The organism is Bacillus sp. 522_BSPC (assembly GCF_001076885.1).
Lineage (GTDB): Bacteria > Bacillota > Bacilli > Bacillales > Cytobacillaceae > Niallia > Niallia hominis.
Window position 1 is genome coordinate 22590 of record NZ_JVDT01000287.1, and the last position, 19811, is coordinate 42400.

Annotated in this window: 23 protein-coding genes and 1 pseudogene; 18 read left to right on the forward strand and 6 right to left on the reverse strand. The window is 35.5% G+C overall.

The window, feature by feature from the left end:
- Window positions 1-7 precede the first annotated feature (7 nt).
- The 16 genes and pseudogenes from ADJ83_RS23770 to cydC all read left to right on the forward strand — a co-directional run bounded on the left by ADJ83_RS23770 (window position 8) and on the right by cydC (window position 13623).
- A complete protein-coding gene (locus tag ADJ83_RS23770) occupies window positions 8-1273 on the forward strand; it encodes an IS110 family transposase (RefSeq protein WP_031534650.1) in 1266 nt (421 codons plus the stop codon).
- Window positions 1274-1839: 566 nt separating this feature from the next.
- On the forward strand, window positions 1840-2190 hold the full coding sequence (locus tag ADJ83_RS23775; protein ID WP_031534651.1) for a hypothetical protein: 351 nt from the start codon (window positions 1840-1842) through the stop codon (window positions 2188-2190).
- Between the two features lie 49 nt (window positions 2191-2239).
- Window positions 2240-2503: a metal-sensitive transcriptional regulator gene (locus tag ADJ83_RS23780; protein WP_031534652.1), complete on the forward strand. Its 264-nt coding sequence runs from the start codon at window positions 2240-2242 to the stop codon at window positions 2501-2503.
- An 86-nt stretch (window positions 2504-2589) separates the two neighbouring features.
- Complete coding sequence (locus ADJ83_RS23785) at window positions 2590-2817, forward strand: sulfurtransferase TusA family protein (protein WP_031534653.1); 228 nt, start codon at window positions 2590-2592, stop codon at window positions 2815-2817.
- Between the two features lie 63 nt (window positions 2818-2880).
- On the forward strand, window positions 2881-3360 hold the full coding sequence (locus ADJ83_RS23790; RefSeq protein ID WP_031534654.1) for a DsrE/DsrF/DrsH-like family protein: 480 nt from the start codon (window positions 2881-2883) through the stop codon (window positions 3358-3360).
- A 41-nt stretch (window positions 3361-3401) separates the two neighbouring features.
- On the forward strand, window positions 3402-3767 hold the full coding sequence (locus tag ADJ83_RS23795) for a rhodanese-like domain-containing protein (protein ID WP_031534656.1): 366 nt from the start codon (window positions 3402-3404) through the stop codon (window positions 3765-3767).
- 12 nt (window positions 3768-3779) lie between these two features.
- A complete protein-coding gene (locus tag ADJ83_RS23800; RefSeq protein ID WP_031534658.1) occupies window positions 3780-4076 on the forward strand; it encodes a rhodanese-like domain-containing protein in 297 nt (98 codons plus the stop codon).
- Between the two features lie 53 nt (window positions 4077-4129).
- Window positions 4130-4705: a sulfurtransferase TusA family protein gene (locus tag ADJ83_RS23805; RefSeq protein WP_031534660.1), complete on the forward strand. Its 576-nt coding sequence runs from the start codon at window positions 4130-4132 to the stop codon at window positions 4703-4705.
- A gap of 109 nt (window positions 4706-4814) precedes the next feature.
- Window positions 4815-5195: pseudogene (locus ADJ83_RS23810) on the forward strand (DsrE/DsrF/DrsH-like family protein).
- 1 nt (window position 5196) lies between these two features.
- Window positions 5197-6324 (forward strand): MBL fold metallo-hydrolase, encoded by a 1128-nt coding sequence (locus ADJ83_RS23815; protein WP_031534662.1) that lies wholly within the window; start codon window positions 5197-5199, stop codon window positions 6322-6324.
- 26 nt (window positions 6325-6350) lie between these two features.
- A complete protein-coding gene (locus ADJ83_RS23820) occupies window positions 6351-6578 on the forward strand; it encodes a sulfurtransferase TusA family protein (RefSeq protein ID WP_031534664.1) in 228 nt (75 codons plus the stop codon).
- A 53-nt stretch (window positions 6579-6631) separates the two neighbouring features.
- Window positions 6632-7408: a sulfite exporter TauE/SafE family protein gene (locus ADJ83_RS23825; RefSeq protein WP_031534666.1), complete on the forward strand. Its 777-nt coding sequence runs from the start codon at window positions 6632-6634 to the stop codon at window positions 7406-7408.
- A 364-nt stretch (window positions 7409-7772) separates the two neighbouring features.
- Window positions 7773-9125, forward strand: a complete 1353-nt coding sequence (locus ADJ83_RS23830; RefSeq protein ID WP_031534668.1) for a cytochrome ubiquinol oxidase subunit I — start codon at window positions 7773-7775, stop codon at window positions 9123-9125.
- On the forward strand, window positions 9122-10135 hold the full coding sequence (locus tag ADJ83_RS23835; protein WP_031534669.1) for a cytochrome d ubiquinol oxidase subunit II: 1014 nt from the start codon (window positions 9122-9124) through the stop codon (window positions 10133-10135). Before ADJ83_RS23830 ends, ADJ83_RS23835 begins: the two co-directional genes overlap by 4 nt.
- Window positions 10136-10174: 39 nt before the next feature.
- Window positions 10175-11908, forward strand: coding sequence for a thiol reductant ABC exporter subunit CydD (gene cydD, locus ADJ83_RS23840; RefSeq protein WP_031534670.1), 1734 nt, complete (start codon window positions 10175-10177; stop codon window positions 11906-11908).
- Window positions 11905-13623, forward strand: a complete 1719-nt coding sequence (cydC, locus tag ADJ83_RS23845) for a thiol reductant ABC exporter subunit CydC (protein ID WP_081836528.1) — start codon at window positions 11905-11907, stop codon at window positions 13621-13623. Before cydD ends, cydC begins: the two co-directional genes overlap by 4 nt.
- 157 nt (window positions 13624-13780) lie before the next feature.
- Here the strand turns inward: cydC and ADJ83_RS23850 are convergent, their stop codons facing one another.
- The 3 genes from ADJ83_RS23850 to ADJ83_RS23860 form a co-directional block, all read right to left on the reverse strand.
- On the reverse strand, window positions 13781-14164 hold the full coding sequence (locus ADJ83_RS23850; protein ID WP_031534672.1) for a VOC family protein: 384 nt from the start codon (window positions 14162-14164) through the stop codon (window positions 13781-13783).
- 109 nt (window positions 14165-14273) lie between these two features.
- Window positions 14274-14765, reverse strand: a complete 492-nt coding sequence (locus ADJ83_RS23855) for a CBO0543 family protein (protein ID WP_031534674.1) — start codon at window positions 14763-14765, stop codon at window positions 14274-14276.
- A gap of 99 nt (window positions 14766-14864) precedes the next feature.
- Window positions 14865-15428 carry a GNAT family N-acetyltransferase gene (locus ADJ83_RS23860; RefSeq protein ID WP_031534676.1) on the reverse strand — a complete coding sequence of 188 codons (564 nt, stop codon included), beginning with the start codon at window positions 15426-15428 and terminating at the stop codon, window positions 14865-14867.
- 160 nt (window positions 15429-15588) lie between these two features.
- Here ADJ83_RS23860 and ADJ83_RS23865 point away from each other — a divergent pair, with 160 nt between their 5' ends.
- Entirely contained in the window at window positions 15589-16296 is a 708-nt protein-coding gene (locus tag ADJ83_RS23865; protein ID WP_031534678.1) for a DNA alkylation repair protein, read from the forward strand.
- A gap of 59 nt (window positions 16297-16355) precedes the next feature.
- On the opposite strand, the gene ADJ83_RS23870 is transcribed toward ADJ83_RS23865, so the two are convergent.
- The 3 genes from ADJ83_RS23870 to ADJ83_RS23880 form a co-directional block, all read right to left on the reverse strand.
- A complete protein-coding gene (locus tag ADJ83_RS23870) occupies window positions 16356-16835 on the reverse strand; it encodes a CBO0543 family protein (protein ID WP_031534680.1) in 480 nt (159 codons plus the stop codon).
- Complete coding sequence (locus ADJ83_RS23875) at window positions 16828-17322, reverse strand: CBO0543 family protein (protein WP_031534681.1); 495 nt, start codon at window positions 17320-17322, stop codon at window positions 16828-16830. Before ADJ83_RS23875 ends, ADJ83_RS23870 begins: the two co-directional genes overlap by 8 nt.
- A 102-nt stretch (window positions 17323-17424) precedes the next feature.
- A complete protein-coding gene (locus ADJ83_RS23880; protein WP_268817776.1) occupies window positions 17425-17895 on the reverse strand; it encodes a hypothetical protein in 471 nt (156 codons plus the stop codon).
- 553 nt (window positions 17896-18448) lie between these two features.
- Between ADJ83_RS23880 and ADJ83_RS23885 the strand changes: the two genes are divergently transcribed.
- Window positions 18449-19810, forward strand: a complete 1362-nt coding sequence (locus ADJ83_RS23885) for an IS4 family transposase (protein ID WP_048717268.1) — start codon at window positions 18449-18451, stop codon at window positions 19808-19810.
- Window position 19811 lies beyond the last annotated feature (1 nt).

A 19811-nucleotide genomic window follows, 5' to 3' on the forward strand; every position in this document is an offset into this window, starting at 1 on the left:
CTCCATAATGGATTTTAAACAAAACCAGAAAATAAATCAAGTCACTGAAAAAACACTTGTTGTCGGAATCGACATTGCCAAGCAGACACACTACGCCTGCTTTGTGGATGACCTCCAAAAATCATTTTCTGTTTCTCAAACTGGTGATGGATTCGAGCTTTTCTATCAACGTGTTCTCGCTGCAATGAAAGAGAACGAAAAAACGGAAGTCATCATTGGGATTGAACCAACTGGCCATTACTGGCTCAATTTAGCCTATTTCCTTGAGGAACGCGGTATTCCCCTAGTAATGGCAAACCCTATGCATGTCAAACGTTCAAAAGAGTTGGACGACAATCTGCCAACCAAACATGACCGTAAAGATGCGCTGGTAATCGCTCGTCTTGTAAAGGATGGACGCTTTAGTTATCCGCGAATCCTCAAAGGGATGGAAGCCGAACTTCGTGCTGGTTCAACATTTCGAAGTAAATTGACAGAGGAACTAGGAGCTGTCAAAAACATGATGATTCGTTGGTTAGATCGCTATTTTCCTGAATTTACTCAGGTGTTCCCATCATTCGGAAAAATGGCAATGGCTGTTCTTGAATGTACTCCATTTCCAAGTGATCTTCACCAAAAACAACCCGATGAAGTGTTATCACTTTACCGGGAAATCGAGGGGCTCAAATCCCCCCAAAGACCGAAAGCAATACGCCTGATAGAGGTCGCAGCTAGTTCTATCGGTGTAACAGAAGGACGTGAGATGGCCCGTATTGAAATCGCCACACTCGTCCGACGTTACCACCAGCTAGAAGAAGATATCGAATGTATTACGGAACGCTTAGTTGAACTTGTAAAAACGTCTGTAGAGTACCAATGGCTATCAACGGTACCAGGACTTGGAGATACCACAATCGTTGACCTATTAGCTGAAATCGGAAGCTTTTCACACTATGAAGATCCACGCCAACTAATCAAACTCGCGGGATTAACGTTACGTGAAAATTCCTCCGGCCTGCACAAAGGGCAAAAACGTATCTCCAAACGGGGTAGAAGAAAGCTGCGTGCCCTCCTGTTCCGAGTAATGATGCCGATGGTCCGTCACAACGAAGCCTTTAAAAAGCTACACGAGTATTACACAAACCGTCAGGTTAATCCGTTACGCAAGAAACAATCCATTGTGGTTCTATGCGGTAAGCTATTAAAAGTATTACATGGAATTAGCACGAAGCACAAAGCGTTTGACGCACAGCGAATGATGAGGGATATTCCTAGTCTCGCAGAGGCTGCATAAGTCCCTATATCCCCTTAAATAGACCTAGACAACAGGATGACACGGAGAAGCTGGCACTATTTTTTCCATTCGACCTTGAGTCCCTAAAGGAGCTTCGCTAGCCTCTGCCTTATGACTAGACCGAACGAAGGAATGTAGGCACTTAGATGCCCAGAGACATGGGAGGGTACGTCATCATAAGTTACGCAGAGATCCATTGTGCATCGCATAATTTCCTATCACTACTTTCCACCATTATCCAGTAGTGACCGCGTAGCGTACCCCTATGATGGAATAGTTTCACATATTATGAAAATACTGTAGGGAACTTTGTCGAAAAATATTTTTTTGACACCGTACCAATGGCACAAACCCTTGGTACATCAATATTTATAGAGGGAGGTAGTAACAGCAATTATACTTATTTGATATTATCAAGGTTTGCAAATGCTTGTGCTCTTGAGTAAGAAGATGTCCGGTGATTGAGTAATAAAAAACAAAAAGGAGTGTTGACAAAATACCTATTGGGGTATAATATAGATTTTGTCAGTTATTCCTGCCTCTTTCATTTAGGAGGAAAGATTCATATGACTATTGTTATTTTAAGTTTTATCATTATTGGTTACTTTATCTTTAGAAGGAATATCCCAATAATTGGGGTTCCACAAATAAATAAAAAAGATATTGAATTAAGTATGTTGAATGTTGTAGATATAAGAGATTATAATGTTTCTTATAAAAGCCCTATACAAGGTGCGATTAACATTCCAGTTTCTTATATAAATAGGCATTACACAGATATATCAAAAAGCGATCTGATTGTAGTAGCTTCGAATCGCTTGGAAAAGAATGTAGGAGTTCGTTTATTACGCCAAAAAGGTTTCAAGATAGTCGGATACATCCTTTTCGATGAGTATGAAATGGGAGAACATAGGTAACTATAGGAGACAAGTTAAAAAGTAATTATTTGTTAAGGAGGGTAATCACATGGAGTACAATGAGCAAATGAAAAATAGAGTAAAACGTATAGAAGGCCAACTTAGAGGAATTTTAAGGATGATGGAAGAAAACAAAGACTGTAAGGATGTTATAACTCAGCTATCTGCAACACGTGCTGCTATTGATCGGACAATTGGTGTTGTGGTTAGTTCTAATTTAGTAGAGTGTGTGCGCAATGCAGAAGAAAATGGAGAAAAAAACACAGAAGATTTAGTAAAAGAAGCTGTAAATCTGCTTGTGAAAAGTAGATAAAAATAAAAGGGTTGACACCCACTTTTATTTTTATTACTATTATACCCATAGGGGTAAAGGTAAATGATGAAAGGAGAGTTAAAAGAATGAATATAGATAAATTGTTAGATGCAAAAGGATTGGCATGTCCAATGCCAATTGTAAAAACAAAGAAGGCAATAAATGAATTAACTGCTGGTCAAGTATTAGAAATCCATACTACTGATAAAGGTGCAAAGAACGATCTCACTGCTTGGGCAAAATCGGGTGGACATGAGCTACTAAAATATGAAGAAGCGAATGATGTATTAAAGTTTTGGATTAAAAAAGGTTAAATTTTTTTGTTTATAAATATACCCATACAGGTAAGGGTGACTGATACATGAGGAGGAACTATAATGACAGAAAAGAAAAAAACAACAATTGTATTATTTAGTGGCGATTATGATAAAGCAATGGCAGCTTATATCATTGCGAACGGGGCAGCGGCGTATGATCATGAAGTAACCATTTTTCACACGTTTTGGGGACTAAATGCCTTGCGAAAAGATGCAGATATTCAACTGAAAAAAGGCTTCATGGAAAAAATGTTTGGCAGAATGATGCCAAAAGGTGCAGATAAAATGGGGCTTTCAAAAATGAACTTTGCTGGTTTTGGTCCTAAAATGATTAAAAATGTGATTAAAAAACACAATGCAATGCCACTTCCAGATTTAATCGAAATGGCAAGAGAACAAGATATAAAGCTTGTTGCCTGTACGATGACAATGGATTTATTAGGACTTCAAAAAGAAGAACTGTTGGATAATATTGAATATGCAGGTGTTGCTGCTTATTTGGGTGATGCAGAAGATGGAAATGTAAACCTATTTATCTAAATCAGTAGGGGATTCTTCCCTACATAAAGGGAGAGATAATTTTGGAATATCTAAATTATATAATAATTGGGCTACTGTTAATTTTTATCATCAGACGATTCATTCCTACATTAGGTGTAAGACAGATTACAGCATTAGAGCTACGGGATGAGTTAAAGGATAAAAATAAACAATTTATTGATGTCCGTACTCCTGGGGAATATAGAGTAAACAATATTAAAGGATTTAAAAATATTCCACTTCAACAAATTATGCAAAAAGCGGAGAAAGAAATCTCAAAAGATAAAGAAGTAATTGTTATTTGCCAAAGTGGAATGAGAAGTCAAAACGCAATTAAAATGTTAAAAAAATTAGGATATACTAAAGTGACCAATGTAAAAGGCGGAATGAACGCTTGGAGATCATAAGGAGGCAAAAGCATGAAACAATTAACTGCAAAAGAAGTAGAGAAACTTTTAAGAGAAGGTAAAGTGTTAAATATTATTGATGTTCGAGAAGTTGATGAAGTTGCAACTGGTAAGATCCCAGGAGCCATTCATATCCCACTAGGGTTAGTAGAATTCCGTATGCATGAATTAGATAAATCTAAAGAATATATCATGGTTTGCCGTTCTGGTGGAAGAAGTGGTCAAGCAAGTCAATTTCTCGAAGATCATGGATTTAAAGTAATAAATATGACTGGTGGAATGCTTGCATGGGAAGGCGAGACGAAGTAAATATTTTCGGTTAATCAAATACCCGATGGGGTAAAATGGGAGGCTTTAATAAGATGGAATCATTAAAAACAGATTTTTTATTAGATGCAAAAGGGTTAGCTTGCCCAATGCCAATCGTAAGAACAAAAAAAGCAATGAATGATTTACAAGCTGGTCAGGTCTTAGAAGTTCAAGCAACAGATAAGGGCTCAAAAGCTGATATTCAAGCATGGGCTAATAGTGCTGGTCATCATTATCTTGGCACAATTGAAGAAGACAATGTATTAAAACATTATTTAAGAAAATCATCTAATGATGCTTCAATTGAAAGAAAACATCCCAATGTAACTAGCAATGAAGCACTTGAAAAGAAGCTAGAAACGAATGAAAATATCGTGGTTCTTGATGTAAGGGAAGAAGCTGAATATGCATTTAATCATATACCTAATGCGGTTTCGATTCCGTTAGGAGAATTAGAATTGCGTTTAAACGAATTAAAAGCAGATGATGAAATCTATGTGGTATGTCGCACAGGTAACCGTAGTGATCTTGCTGCTCAAAAGTTAGCTGAAAAGGGTTTTGATAATGTGATTAATGTGGTTCCAGGCATGAGTGCTTGGACAGGAAAATCGGACTCTTTAATCAAATAGAGAGATTAATATGGACGAAGTAACAGTATATACTATTTCACGTTGTCCATAGTGTGTTCTGTTAAAAAAATTTTGGCAGAACACACTGTTTCTTTCCTAGAGGTGAAAGTTGAAACAACAAACAGCAGCAACAGATAAAGAAGTAGCCATTTTCTTTACTTTTGAAGGGTTGAACTTAATTCATAAAAATGAATACAAACAATTACCAATGCCTCAAGGCAAAGAACATTTCGCGCAAGGGTGGGTTTGCTAATGCAAATGTACCAGCTACTCCCCGAATTAGTTGCAATGCCCAAGAAATAGGTGTTAAATTCATTGGTTGCCAAATGACAATGAATGTTATGGGATCAGAAAAGGTGCTTTTGTTGATGGAACTGAAGTAGGAGGAGCAGTAACCTTTTTAGAATTTGATAAAGATGCAGACGCAACACTAACTTTTAAAAGGGTTTATTATTTTTTTAACCAAAAATATACCGTAGGGGGTAAATGATATGACTGTTAAAGTTATGCAGACAAAAGAAGTAACTAAAAAAGTATTTAATAAAGAAGAATTATTTATTCTAGATGTTCGTAACGAAAGTGATTTTAAGGATTGGAAAATTGAAGGGGAAAACTTTGATTATTTAAATATCCCGTATTTTGAATTACTTGATGGAGTGGAAGAAATTTTAGAAAAACTTCCTGCTACAAAAGAAATATTAGTTGTTTGTGCTAAAGAGGGTTCTTCTGTAATGGTGGCAGAGATGCTTTCAGAACAAGGTTTAACTGTTTCTTATTTGCAAGGTGGTATGAAGGCGTGGAGTGAACATTTAGAGCCTGTAAAGATTGGGAATTTAACGGAAGGTGGAGAATTACACCAATTTGTTCGCATCGGAAAAGGTTGTCTATCCTATATGGTGATTTCTAACGGAGAAGCTGCAATTATAGACGCCACTCGTATGACAGATATTTTTCTAAACTTTGCGAATGAAATGGGAGTAAAAATCACACATGTTTTTGATACTCATCTTCATGCAGATCATATTTCAGGAGGAAGAGTCATCGCTGAAAAAACAGGTGCAACATACTGGTTACCTCCAAAAGATGCGACTGAGGTAACTTTTGAATACAACGCTCTAGAAGGCGGCAAAGTAGTGACAATCGGAAAAACAGAAATTGATATTCATGCGCTGTACTCTCCAGGTCACACAATCGGTTCTACATCATTTGTTGTGGATGGGAAATTCCTTCTGTCAGGGGACATCTTATTTATTGATTCAATTGGAAGACCCGATTTAGCAGGAATGGCAGAAGACTGGGTAGCAGATTTACGTGAAAGCCTGTATTCTCGTTACAGAGAACTTTCAGAAGAACTAATTGTACTCCCAGCTCACTTTATGATCATTGATGAACTGAATGAAGACGGTAGTGTATCAGAAAGATTAGGTACATTGTTTGAGAAAAATCATGGTTTAAATATTGAAGACGAAAATGAGTTTAGAAGACTTGTAACAGAGAACCTACCACCACAACCAAACGCTTATCAAGAAATTCGTGAAACAAATATGGGGAAAATTAGTCCAGACTTAGATAAACAACGTGAGATGGAAATAGGACCAAACCGTTGTGCAGTCCGATAATTTATAAATAGGAGGAAAATATGATAATGGAATCAACTAAAGTATTAGATGCAAAAGGGTTAGCTTGCCCAATGCCGATTGTAAAGACAAAAAAAACAATGGGAGAGATGGAATCAGGTCAGGTATTAGAAGTTCATACAACTGATAAAGGGGCTAAAAATGATTTAACTGCTTGGGCTAAATCAGGAGGGCATGAATTATTACAACACGAAGATGAAAACGGAGTGTTGAAATTTTGGATTAAAAAAGGTTGAACTATAAGGGGACCAATTAAGGTTCCTTTTTTTTCTAAAGAGGGGGGATCTATATGGATATTAATTTCATCATCACTATTTTCACAATTGGCTTTATCGGTTCCTTTCTTTCTGGAATGTTAGGGATAGGAGGAGCCATTATAAATTATCCAATGTTATTATATATTCCAGTAATTTTAGGGGTGGGTCATTTTACATCACATGAAGTTTCAGTAATTACAGCCATCCAAGTGTTCTTTGCGACACTTGGTGGTGTTTGGGCTTATCGTAGTGGCGGATATTTAAATAAAACATTAATTGTTAATATGGGAATTAGCGTTTTAATCGGGAGTTTTATTGGGGGCATGAGTTCCACTCACATGTCGGATAGTGGAATTAATATCGTATATGGCATTTTAGCTATTATTGCTGTTATTTTAATGTTTGTACCTAAAAAAGAGATCGATGCTAACCGTTTAGAACAAGTCAAGTTTAATAAATGGCTAGCTGCTTCATTTGCCTTTATCGTAGGTGTGGGGTCAGGTATTGTAGGTGCGGGAGGAGCATTCTTATTAGTTCCTATCATGCTTGTCCTATTAAAAATACCAACAAGAATGACCATTGCATCATCCTTAGCCATTACACTTATTTCATCAATAGGAACTGTCTCAGGAAAAATCTCAACAGGCCATGTACCGATATTGCCTTCTCTTATTTTGGTTGTTGCCAGTCTGATTGCTTCACCTATAGGAGCTAACGTTGGAAAAAAGGTGAATACAAGGGTCTTACAAGGAATAATGGGAATTTTAATTTTAGCAACAGCAGTGAAGACTTGGATGGAAATATTATAAGTATTTATTGATTAGCTAAAAGAAGTAGTTGACTAAACTATTATTGTTCTAATATCGTCAACATTAAGTTGAACAAATGGAAAAAAGTGGTGTTATCAAAGTGTTATGTTTATATAAAATTCCAATGAGGTAATAAAAGTGATTTTAACTGAAAATAGTTTTTGATTTAATCAATAGAGGCTAGATAGGTACCTATTTCTATCTACCTTGTCCATACATAAGTTTTAAATAATGTGGGTATTCTAAAAGGGAATCTTTAGTAAAATGAGGATAGATTTATAAAAGTACAGCAATCCTATATCGATATAATATGGCATAATTATGCTCAATAATTCACTAATTTAAAATGAATAGGAGAGAAAATATGGATTTTGATACGGTCACGATTAGTAGATTGATTACAGCAATGACCCTGCTTTTTCATATAATCTTTGCGACACTTGGGGTAGGAGTACCATTGTTTATTTCAATAGCTGAATTAGTCGGTATTAGAAAACAAGACAAGCATTATGAATTGCTAGCGAAAAGATGGTCAAGAGGCTTTGTAATAACTGTTGCAATTGGAGTAGTGACTGGAACAGCCATTGCTCTACAGTTATCTTTAGTCTGGCCAAACTTTATGCAGCTTGCAGGGAATGTAATTGCATTGCCGTTATTTATGGAAGTTTTTGCGTTTTTCTTTGAAGCTATTTTCTTGGGGATTTATTTATATACTTGGGATCGGTTTAAAGGGAAGTATACACATTGGCTATTAACGCTACCGGTCGTTATCGGTGCGGGGATGTCTGCGGTCTTTATAACGACAGTAAATTCGTTTATGAACTCGCCTAATGGATTTACGATGGTGGATGGGGAATTTGTTGCTGTTAATCCATTAAAAGCAATGTTGAATCCATCATCTCCAACTAGAATTTTTCACGTATTGGGAGGTTCCTATTTAACTGTAGCCGCTATTTTAGCAACTATTGCCGCAATTGCGTTAATAAGGAATAAAGGTGCTCATGAATATCATAAAAAAGCATTAAAAATGACGGTTATTGCTATGTTTACATTTTCGGTAATTACTGCATTAGCCGGTGATGTGTCAGCAAAATATTTAGCAAAACATCAGACTGAGAAACTAGCTGCCGCAGAATGGCTTTTTGAGTCAGAGGAGAATGCTGATCTTCTCCTTTTTGGATGGTTGAATAAGGATAATGAAATCGTTGGAGCGATTCGCGTACCAGGATTTCTAAGCTTTTTAGCACATGGTGACTTTATGAGCGAGGTAACTGGATTGGAAGAAACACCAGAACAGGAAAGACCCCCATTAATCATACACTATCTATTTGATTCAATGGTATCTATTGGTTTCTTCTTATTAGGAATTTCCTTTTTATATATTGTTTTAAGGAGGCTTAAGCGCTGGAATGTGCACAGTAAATTAATGCTTTGGCTACTTGCGATAAGTGGACCACTTGCAATGTTAGCTGTAGAACTTGGATGGCTTTTTGCAGAGCTAGGAAGACAGCCTTGGATAGTAAGAGGATATATGACGGTTGATGAGGCAGCAACTTCTTCTACTTATATCCTGCATATGTTTTTTCTATTTCTAGCATTGTATATAGTGCTCGGTACATTATTTACGATAACCTTGCGAAAATTATTTAAAGACAATCCAGCTGAAGTGGAGTTAGAGAAGCATTACCCTGAATGGAAAGAGGGAATTGAAAAATGAGCTATGAAGTAATTGGGATTACGGTTTTGTGGCTGTTTTTATACGGTTATCTCATTGTAGCATCGATTGATTTTGGAGCAGGTTTTTTTGCATATTATGCAAAGATTACGAAGCAAGATCATATCATTAATCAAATAATTTCGCGCTATTTATCGCCTGTTTGGGAAGTTACGAATGTGTTTTTAGTTTTCTTTTTTGTAGGAATCGTCGGTTTTTTCCCATCTACGGCATATTATTATGGATCCGCTTTACTTGTGCCTGCAAGTTTTGGGATTATTTTGCTAGCAATTCGAGGTTCCTTTTATGCTTTTGAAAATTATGGTTCAAAACAAAGTAATGTTTATATGTTTCTATATGGAGCTACAGGGCTATTCATCCCGGCATCGTTATCGGTCGCCTTAACGATTTCAGAAGGAGGATATATTTCTGAACAAAACGGTCAAGTTTCGTTAAAGTATTTAGAATTATTTACCAGTCCATTAGCATGGAGTATTGTTGCGTTAGCTATTGTTTCTGTTTTATTTATTAGTGCAAGCTTTATCACCTATTATGCATCAAGAGCAAAAGATATAGCAGCACTACTGTTAGTACGTAAATGGGCATTATTTTGGGCAACACCAACCATTATTATGGCGTTGACAACGATGATTACTTTAAGTCAGAGAAACCAGGTCAACTATGAAAATATGTTGGATTTATGGTGGATATTTGGCTTATCGATGGGCTTTTTCATCATTGGGATTAGCCTATTATATATTGGCAGAAATTATGGCATTGCATTTATTGCTATTATGCTGCAGTTTCTCTTTGCCTTTTTCGGATACGGAATGGCTAAGTATCCCTATTTACTCTATCCATACATCAATATTGAAGATAGTGTTACAAATTCATCTATGGCAATGGCGCTTATAATTGCCTTTATTGGGGGACTTTTATTATTAATTCCTTCTCTAATCTTATTGATGCGCCTCTTTTTATTTGATGCAGATTATGCCAAAGGAAAAAAATGAAGAATACGCTAAATTATAGATTAGAGGGCTGAATTGTTCATGGGAAATTTAAAGAAAACGGTTTGGATTCATAAGAAGAAGGTTTATTTTTTAATGGGTCTCACATTGATCCTTGGCCTCGCAATAGTTGCACAGGCTTACGTGATGACAAGTATTGTCGATGGTGTTTTTCTAAAAAAACAAACATTTTCAGCAGTTATACCGTGGTTGATAGCGTTACTCCTCATTCTATTTGTAAGGTCTAGTATGGATTATATAAGTAAACGGATTGGTGTTTTGATTGCAAGCGATGTCAAGGGAGATACGCGTAAGAAGTTATTAAAGAAGTATGTTTCTAATTCTGTCCAACTAGCTGAAAAAGGTCAGACTGGGGAAAAAGTAAGTATGCTACTTGATGGTGTGGATGAGATGGATAGTTTTTATAGTCAGTTTATCCCTCAGGTTATGCAAAGTATATTTGTGCCGATTCTAATGCTTATTGTTATTTCCACACTGCATATGAATTCAGGCATTATTTTAATGGTCTGTGCCCCATTTATTCCTATTTATATGATAGTAATTGGTATCAAAACACAAAAAAAAGCAGAAGAGAAGTTGGAGAAATTAGCTTCTTTTTCTGCTAAATTTTTAGAAACTTTACAAGGGTTAGTAACTATAAAGCTATTTGCACAAACAATTCGACAAAAAGAAGAATTAGAAAAAAGTAGTGTAAGCTTTCGCGATACTACACTAGAAATATTGAAGATTGCATTTACACAATCTTTTGCCATTGAACTTATATCGATGTTGAGTATTGGGATAGTAGCACTAGAACTTGCTATTCAAATAATTATATATGAAAGTCTCTCCTTTTTTACTGCATTTTTGATTTTAATATTGGTTCCGGAATTTTATAGTTCATTAAAAGAACTTGGAGTAACGTTTCATAACGGTAGAAGCAGCATGGGAGCAGCTAAAAAAGTATTAGAAGTATTTGACGAAGAAGATGAACCTACTATATGGGGGGTACAAATTTTTCCAGAGTGGGAAGTGCCACCAACCATTCAACTCAATCAAGTGAATTTCACTTACGCAAATACTAACTTTCAATTAGAATCTGTGACAGCTTCTTTTTTTCCTAAGCAAAAAATTGCCATTGTTGGCGCTAGTGGAGCAGGAAAGACAACCTTACTTCATTTAATAGCAGGTATGATTACTCCTGAGAAGGGAGCGATTTACATTAATCAAGAAGAGCTCACAAAGTATACAGAATTCTCTTGGTTAAAGAAAATTTCTTATATATCGCAAAACCCTTATATTTTTTCAGGAACGATAGCTGAAAATATTGCGATGGGAACTACAGACGAAGTTGGCATGGAAGCAATTAAAGCGGCAGCACAATTAGCAGGAATCGCTTCATTGATTGAACCATTAGAAAATGGGTTTGAAACTAGAATTGGTGAAGCTGGAAGAGGGCTTTCTAGCGGTGAAAAGCAAAGAGTATCCATTGCACGTGCTTTTCTAAAAAAACCTCATATTGTATTGTTGGATGAACCAACACGTGGGCTGGATTTAGCTACTGAAAAAATCTTACAACAATCAATCCAAAAATTAAATGAGACAGCAACGGTTATTACTGTTGCGCATCGTTTACATACGATAAAAAATGCTGACCAAATTCTTTTTTTAGAAAATGGAAAGCTACTAGCTGTTGGTACACACGAATCATTATTAAAAATTTCACCCGCATATAAGGAGTTAGTAATGATCCAAAAAAGGAGGAGTCAAAAGTGAGTGCACTGCAGAAAATAATTAAATTGATGTTAATGGAGAAAAAAGATATTAGCATTGCTGTCATTTGTGGATTTATTGCTGGAACTAGCAGTGTAGGTTTGTTTGCTGCAAGCGGTTATCTAATATCTAAGTCTGCATTAATTCCTCCTTTTTATACATTGATAATATTGACTTCGACAGTAAAGTTACTCGGTCTTGTTAAGGCAGGAGCGAAATATGGAGAGCGACTTTATTCTCATAGAGCGACATTTACGATTCTAAGTAATTTACGAGTAACTTTTTTTGGAAAACTAACGCCACTTATTCCACAAATTTTTCACAAATACAGAAGCGGGGATTTACTTGCGCGTGTTGTCGGAGATGTAGAAAGCCTTCAAAATTTCTTTTTAAGGGTGTTTTATCCACCGCTAGTGCTCTTACTTGTTTTTGTTAGTACTATCTTATTTACTAGTTTTTATTCCATCGCCATTGCTTTGATTCTATTACTTGGATTTTTCCTAACGACGATTATCATTCCAGCACTATTTTCCCTAAAGCAAGTCAAAATTAAAGGGAAAGTTAGGCAGGATCGTGGTGATCTATCAACTTACATTACAGAGGTAATGTATGGATTTCGTGAATTAAAGCTGTTTCATCAATTACCAAGTAAACAACAACAGCTTTTGAGTCACTCTGAATTGTATATTAATCAACAAAAAGTAGAAAATTTAAATAAAGTGTCTAGTCAATCGTTTAATGGTTTTATAACGTTTGTTACAAGTTGGTTTGTCATAGGAGCTGGAGCATATTTTGTTACTAATGGGATGCTTGAAGGGATATTTTTGGCAATGCTTGTCATGATTTCTCTAACTGTCTTTGAGCCTGCTGCACCGATGGCGGTTTTTCCTATTTATATGCAAGAAAGTAGAGATGCATCTACACGTTTATATGAAGTAGTAGAAGATCTGAGTTTCATAGAAGATAAAAGGGAGTCTACTATTAATGAATTACCTAGCCTCGCACCATCATTAGCGTTTATAGACATTCAATTCACTTACACGGGAAATTGGCGTAGAACGATTCCAAACTTATCATTTATGATGCCAGCCGGGTCAAAGACGGCGATTGTTGGTGCGAGTGGCTCTGGAAAATCCACCTTGCTTCAGCTTATCTTAAAGCTACAACATGTAGATGCTGGAAAAATTTATTGGGGAGATTTTGACACATCGACAGTATCCAGCGAGGCAATTTGGGAACAAACTAGAGTTGTCTTACAGGAAAATTATTATTTTTATGGAACTATTCGTGATAATCTTCAATTAGCTGGATCACAGCTTAGTGACGAACAAATGGAAGCGGCATTAAAAAAGGCAAGGTTAGAACATTTTTCGCTAGAGCATCGCGTGTTAGAAAAAGGAGAAAATCTTTCAGGGGGAGAAAAACAACGTTTGGCTATTGCTAGAGCATTTTTGAAAAAAGGGCATTTATGGTTACTAGATGAGCCAACGTCATCACTTGATGCACAGACAGAACAAAATATTTATCAGGAAATTTTTGAGTGTGCTGAACAGGATACATTCATTTTAGTTAGCCATCGTTTACAGGAATTAGATCATATGGATCAAATTATTGTAATGGATCAAGGGGGAATTGTCGAGTGCGGTTCTTATAGGGAGTTAATGAATAAACAAGAATATTTTTATAAAATGAAGGTAGTAGAAGAAAGTTTGCTTTAAGAACGAAGCGGATTTAAGTCTTCCTTAGTTGTTATATATTTCAGGTTAATTCTAACTTGAGATATTAACAATTAGTATTAAAAAGGGATAAAATACAAGATATATAAGTAAAATCAATGCAGCAAAGAATCGCTGCATTGAAATCAGGTTAGATGGATTAATTATTACAAATCATTAGTACATTTCCATCTAAGTCTTTAAAGTTAAAATAAGCAAAATCGCCAATTCGCTCTATTTCTTTAACAATGATAATTCCTTTGCTTTTTACAAATTCATATGCTTCATCAATATCCCGAACGAAAAAATTAAATAAAACATGTTCCGAGGGCTGGAGCTTAAAGTCTGGATCGAAAGTGTGATCATCCAATGTCAGTCCTGTTTCGGAAGGAAGAGGAATATTATATACTGGTGATTTCACATTGCTCTTATGAAATGGAAGCCCAAGTAAGTCGCTATACCATTTTGCTGATTCTTCGAGGTTGCTAACATGTATAAACACATTATTTATTTTACATATGATAGGAGAAATAATTGAATGCATAAACATTCCACCTTTATTTTGGATTATAAAATTACTTCGATAAAAAAGAAGAAATTCCTTTAAAATGAGGAATGTTTATGTGGAAAAATACAATAACTAAATGAAAATATTAGGCTTCTTCTGCCTGCTTATTCGCAGCTTTTCGAACTAAAACGATTACAAAACGCACAAATAAAAAGGTTCCTGCAATGGAAAGAAAACTATAAGTGGAATTCCAATTTTTTTTATATCGAATTAAGTTAGTCTTTCTTTCTATCCAATATTCAGCAAGTGCAGAAGGAAGGCTAAAGAATAAGCACTTTATCAATATGCCGATGATACTTGAATTTTTCGTTACTTGATTGAAATAGATACATGTTACTGGAAAAAGAAGATAGCTGAATAATACGCTCACATCAAAGGTTTTGATTAATTTTATTGGATAGACGAGATACCCTTTTTTTACCAAAAGATTATCTAAAATGGAAGCTATATAACTTTTCACCAAGAAAATAATGAGCCAATCCTTTAATGGAGGCTTTCGAAGTAGGTTAAAAAAAGCACCTATTCCTATGATACATAAAATTCTTAATATGTTTTCATCACGCTTGCGTTTCCTCATACTTTTGTCTCCTTTGATTTTATATTAGTTTAACCAAAGGAGGCAGAGTTAATGTTGAATTTTACATGGAAAAGGAGGGCTGATTCTTTGTATGAATATCTATTTAGTATGCTTTAAAGAAGGAAAATCTCCTTTAAGGATAGAGTACATGTATAAATCATCAAATTTCCCGCAAGTATATTCATAATGTCTTAATAATCCTTCTCTTAGAAAGCCATGTTTTTCGACTAATCTTTGCGAAGAGGTATTTAATGGTTCGATTAATGCTTCGATTCTTTCTAAGTTCAAATGCTTGAAGCCATAGGCAAGCACAGCTTCTAAAGCCTCGCTAGCAATGCCTTGCCCCCAATAATTTCTGCTTAGTTCATATCCTATTTCTGCTTTATAATGTTTCTGCTGCATATTCAAAAATCCACAGCTGCCAATCACGGTATCTTCGTCTTTTAATGTAATGCACCATCTGATTCCAGTGCCGTTTTCCCAGATTGATTTATACCAATTAATTTCTTCCATCACTTCTTCAGAAGACTTATATGGTTCTAGCCCCATATGTTGAACAACATCTTGATCAGATAGGTAGGTAAACATATCCTTAGCATCATTAGCGCTTACGTTTCGTAAAGCTAAACGCTCTGTTTCAATAAGTGGAAATACGCGCTCCATTGACAATTCTCCTTCTTTGTAAATAAAATAGCTTTAGTACATATTCAATATACAAATAGATAATTCCTGCTAAATCTAATCTATGGCTTATATGGTAGAAGAAAGATATAAAGGGAACGAATAATTAGAAGATACTATATCATTAGGAGGAAGGGAACCAATGGAGTTTGAAACAGTGATGCAAGAGTTAGAAGCACTTGGGAAGGAAAGGACGAAGAAGCTTTATATGGGCAATGGTGCAAACGAGCCAGTATTTGGCGTAGCTACTGGTGCGATGAAGCCAATTGCTCGGAAAATTAAGAAGAATCAACCGTTAGCAGAAGAGCTATACGCAACGGGCAACTATGATGCGATGTATTTTGCTGGTGTCATTTGTGATCCAGATATCATGACAGAGGAAGATTTTGAACGCTGGATAGATGCGGCCTATTTCTTTATGCTGTCAGATTATGTGGTGGCCGTGTCTTTAGCAGAAACGGATTTTGCGCAAGCGGTTGCCGATAAATGGATTCAAAGCGGAGAAGAACTGCGAATGTCTGCAGGCTGGAGCTGTTATTGCTGGCTGTTAGGAAATAGACAGGACTTTGAATTTAGTGAAAGCAAGCTTGCAAGTATGCTTGATCAAGTGAAAAATACGATTCATCAATCTCCAGATACGGTGAAATCAGCTATGAATAACTTTATCTACACCGTTGCCATATCCTATGTGCCCCTTCATGAAAAAGCAGTAGAAACGGCTAAAGAGGTTGGTCTAGTTGAAATCAAGAAAGGCAAGAAAAAAAGCACGATGTCAAATGTGTCAGAAAGAATTCAAAAGGATTTAGATAGAGGCATACTTGGCTTTAAGCGTAAATATGTGAGATGTTGAATGTTTGTTTTATTAGCATAATTTTTAAAGCCAAAATCCTTTAGTGGACTTTGGCTTTTTTAGTCAGACGATTCACTTAAACCTTTCCTAAACCAGAAAGCAAATGTTTTTACAAGGTATAATATACATAGGTCGATCGTGACAGCAAACCACCAATGCCAGTTTATATCATGAACAAGCTCAGTATGTCTCTCCACTAAAAACATATAAAGATGCATACCGTTGCAAAAAATTAGATAATGAATCCATTTTCTCATCCAATTCTGCTTTTCTGGATAAAAAAGCATGAAAAAAACAGCGAAAGTTGGCAAAACCACATAATAGAGGGAAAAACTCATTTTGGTTGCCTGTTCAAATTCTCGATAAGGAAAACTTACTAACCCTATATTTACTTGGATATATTGAAATATCCAGGCTGTTGCATGAGCAAACAAAAAAATAATTTGGAAATACCTTTTTTTCTCTTTCGGAATAAATTTAATGAGCAAAAATAAACAAGTAATCCATGAGAAAATTAAAATAACTAGTTCTTTATTCATTTGTCTCTGTTCCTTTTACCCCTTTTTTAAACCAATGATAATAAGTATGATTAAGAAATAAGGTAACCATAACTGTTATTAGCGTATAAGATCCATGCCAGCTTATATAGTTCACGAGCTCGGTATGTCGCTCAATGATGACTTCCAGGCAGGTGAAAAAGCCAGCAAAGAGAAAATAATAAAAAAAGGTCCCTGTTTTTTTTATTTTTTTCGGGTAATATAAATTAAACATAATTGCTGTTACGGGAAAAAGGAAAAATTCAAAGGTGAAGCTTGATCGATTAAATTCGTTTGCGAAGGAGAAAAGCTGAATAGGATAATCAATCATGTTCCATTCCACTGCAAGTAATCCAGCTGGCCAAGTGATGATCTGCAGAGATAAAAATATCATCCAAGCTTCTCTAGCTTTATTTTTGGGAACAAGAAAGAAAAGGGCAAGGATGCTTATTGCAATGATTCCTATTAAAATCCACCTTTCCATATTCATCCAATCTTCACCTGCTCCATTAGATAATTATTAATCATAGTATTACCTAAAGGAAAAAAATATATGTAAAGCAGCTAACGATAATTTAACCAATGTTTAACGTTATACCGAACTTTCTATTTTCTGTATATAACGATAATACTTAATGACGATTACTAGTAAAACTGGATTAAGTAAAGCCGAGTACCACCATTTCCACCAGCCATAATGGAAGTAGCCCCAAGGCTCTGGAGATAGAGTAAGGAATTCATAGAGTAGGAATGCAATATTCCATAGTAGGATTGCGGTTATTTTATGTAAAATAGATTTTTTGAATGGAAAATAATTGAGAAAAATTATATTGACAGGAGGTACTAGAAAGATAGCATATAATAAAACATGCCATTCTATTTCTATCGTAAAATACCAATATGCATGCAGCTTAAAATCGATAATTATATCAAATAATAATTGAAATGCGATAGAAAAAATATAAATATGTAGTATCTGATTCTTGTTTAAATGCTTATTCAACCGAAAGGCAAAGAAGTTAAAAAGAAGTACGGAAATTAATAATCCAATCACATTGATCATTTCTCCTAACATTGTATAATTTTTCCTTCATTTTACCAGTAAACACCCATAATATAAATAGTAATTATTTACATTTTATTTTTGTTTTATAAATACAGAAAATGATTCTAAAAAAATGTTTTAGAACTGTGTTTATGTATGTAATGATTTTGCTTAGGAAGAACATTTTTTGAAAATATCACTATCCCATAATAGATGGCGATATTAAATTATATTCCTCCTATTCATTAGATTTTGTATTTCTCACTTGGAAAAATCATCAAGATTATCTGCGAAATAAACTCCAAAAAGATGGGAAACATCAGAGTAACTCCTTTCTGGTAATATAATTACTTTGCAGAAAAAGTTTTAAAGAAAAATTTAATTTGGTTCCTTGTATATTATGTACTCAACTTTCGCACCAAAAAAATAAGTGCAAATCGTTAGTTGTATTGCGTCTATGGTCTATTAAATATGTTGCTTGACAGTGTTTAATAAAATGAAATAACACCTCATTCTTTGGTATAGTGTAATTGTAGAGAAAACACTACCATACAGAAGAGGTGCTCCCTATATGATAGACCAAAATAGCCAAAACAATCAACTACCAAAAGAACTTAATTCGGTTTTTTCTGAGCTTGAAATGAATAAACACCTGCGCCAAGCAGGAATTAAAAAATCCTTCGGTTTCAGCTGTTCCTACTTATTTCAGCTTGTTTTCTGTTTGATTTTCCAGCACAAAAATTGGTTTTCACTTCTTGATTCAAAGAAAGCCGATCAGTTTCCAGCCAAAGATGCCGTCTATCGCTTTTTAAACCAATCAACTTTTAATTGGCGCCGTTTCTTACTACTGTTGAGCATTTTTACTATTCAAAAGGTGACTCGCCTTACGAATAAAGAGCGTCCAAAAGTACTGATTATCGATGATTCTGCGTATGACCGAAATCGTAGTAAAAAGGTAGAGCTTCTCGCTCGTTGTTTTGATCATGCTTCCCTGAAAATGCGTTTCTTTAAGGGGTTTCGTATGCTCACTTTGGGCTGGTCAGATGGCTATACATTTATGCCAATTGACTTTTCTTTAGTCAGTTCAAAAAAGTCTCAAATCAATGGTATCTCTGAAAAAATTGATAAACGTACTTGTGGATACAAGCGTCGAGAAAATGCATTACAAACTGAGCCTGAACAAGTTCCTGACATGATTAAACGTGCATTAGCCAATGGGATAGATGCAAGTTATGTCCTTATGGATTCTTGGTTTACATTGCCACCACTTGTAAAGTCTATTGTGGATCAAGGATTAGACGTAATTGGTATGGTCAAAGAAACAAAACAACGTTATAACGTAAACGGGGAGATGGTTTCTTTAAAGCAACTATACCGCCTAGCTGGACCCATTCAATCCAAGAAAGGAATTCTTCGTTCCATCCATACGATCATGGCTAATGGAACACCAATTAAAGTGGTATTCATTCAAAACAGAAATAAGAAAAGCGACTGGCTTGCCATCCTCAGCACAGACTGCACTCTTTCAGAACAGGAGATCGTCCGAATCTATGGAATGCGCTGGGATATCGAGGTATTCTTTAAGGCGGCCAAATCTCTTTTGAAACTTGAAAAAGAATTCCAAAGCCGTTCATATGACGCGCTTATTTGCCATACAACGATTGTGTTTTCTCGTTTTATCGTTCTGTCGTGGCAGAATCGCTGTAATACCGATCAACGCACAATAGGTGGTCTGTTTTACGAATTATGCGATGAAGTAAATGAACTTGATTGGGCTGTCGCATTACAGCAATTGATCGAGCTTCTTCAAGATGCACTTAAACAAACGAATAAGAAAATCAAAAAAATAATTCAAAGTCAACTTGAACAGTGGATCGCTGGCCTTCCTAATTATATCAAGGCTTATTTGCCGATATCACTCTGCGAAAGTTGAG